Below are 456 nucleotides of genomic sequence, written 5' to 3' on the forward strand. Positions count from 1 at the left end.
GTGCTGCACCATGTCGAGCCCGTGCAACATACGGAATAGGCGCCGGATAGGCGAGAACAAGCCGGAGCGGTTAGGATGCGCGGTTTCCCAGCAATCTCAGCCCTGATCGATGACCTCTGAACGCGAACGCTTCGCCGTCATGCACCAGTTCGGCCGCACCTATCGTGCGTTCATGTCCGCCTTCGAGGCGCATGTCGGCCAGCCGATGCCGCGCTGGCGCATCCTGCTGGCGCTGCACGACAACACCGGCGGCGGCATGGCTCAGAAACAGCTCGCCGAGCGCCTGCAGATGGACCCTGGCGCGCTCACCCGCCAGCTCAAGGTGCTCGAGCAGCTCGGCTGGATCGAACGCGTAACGGATGCACGCGACAACCGTCTGACCAACGTGTCGCTGTCAGACGCCGGCTTGGCCGTCGTGCTTGACTGCATGCCGCGCCGCATCGCCTTCATCAATGC

Annotated in this window: 1 protein-coding gene; it reads left to right on the forward strand. The window is 64.5% G+C overall.

Annotated elements, in window-relative coordinates:
- Nucleotides 1-109: 109 nt before the first annotated feature.
- Nucleotides 110-456 (forward strand): MarR family winged helix-turn-helix transcriptional regulator (locus D7V93_RS44025; protein WP_120648751.1); only part of this gene is annotated, 347 nt, incomplete at its 3' end.

This window comes from Corallococcus llansteffanensis (assembly GCF_003612055.1).
Classification (GTDB): Bacteria; Myxococcota; Myxococcia; order Myxococcales; family Myxococcaceae; genus Corallococcus; species Corallococcus llansteffanensis.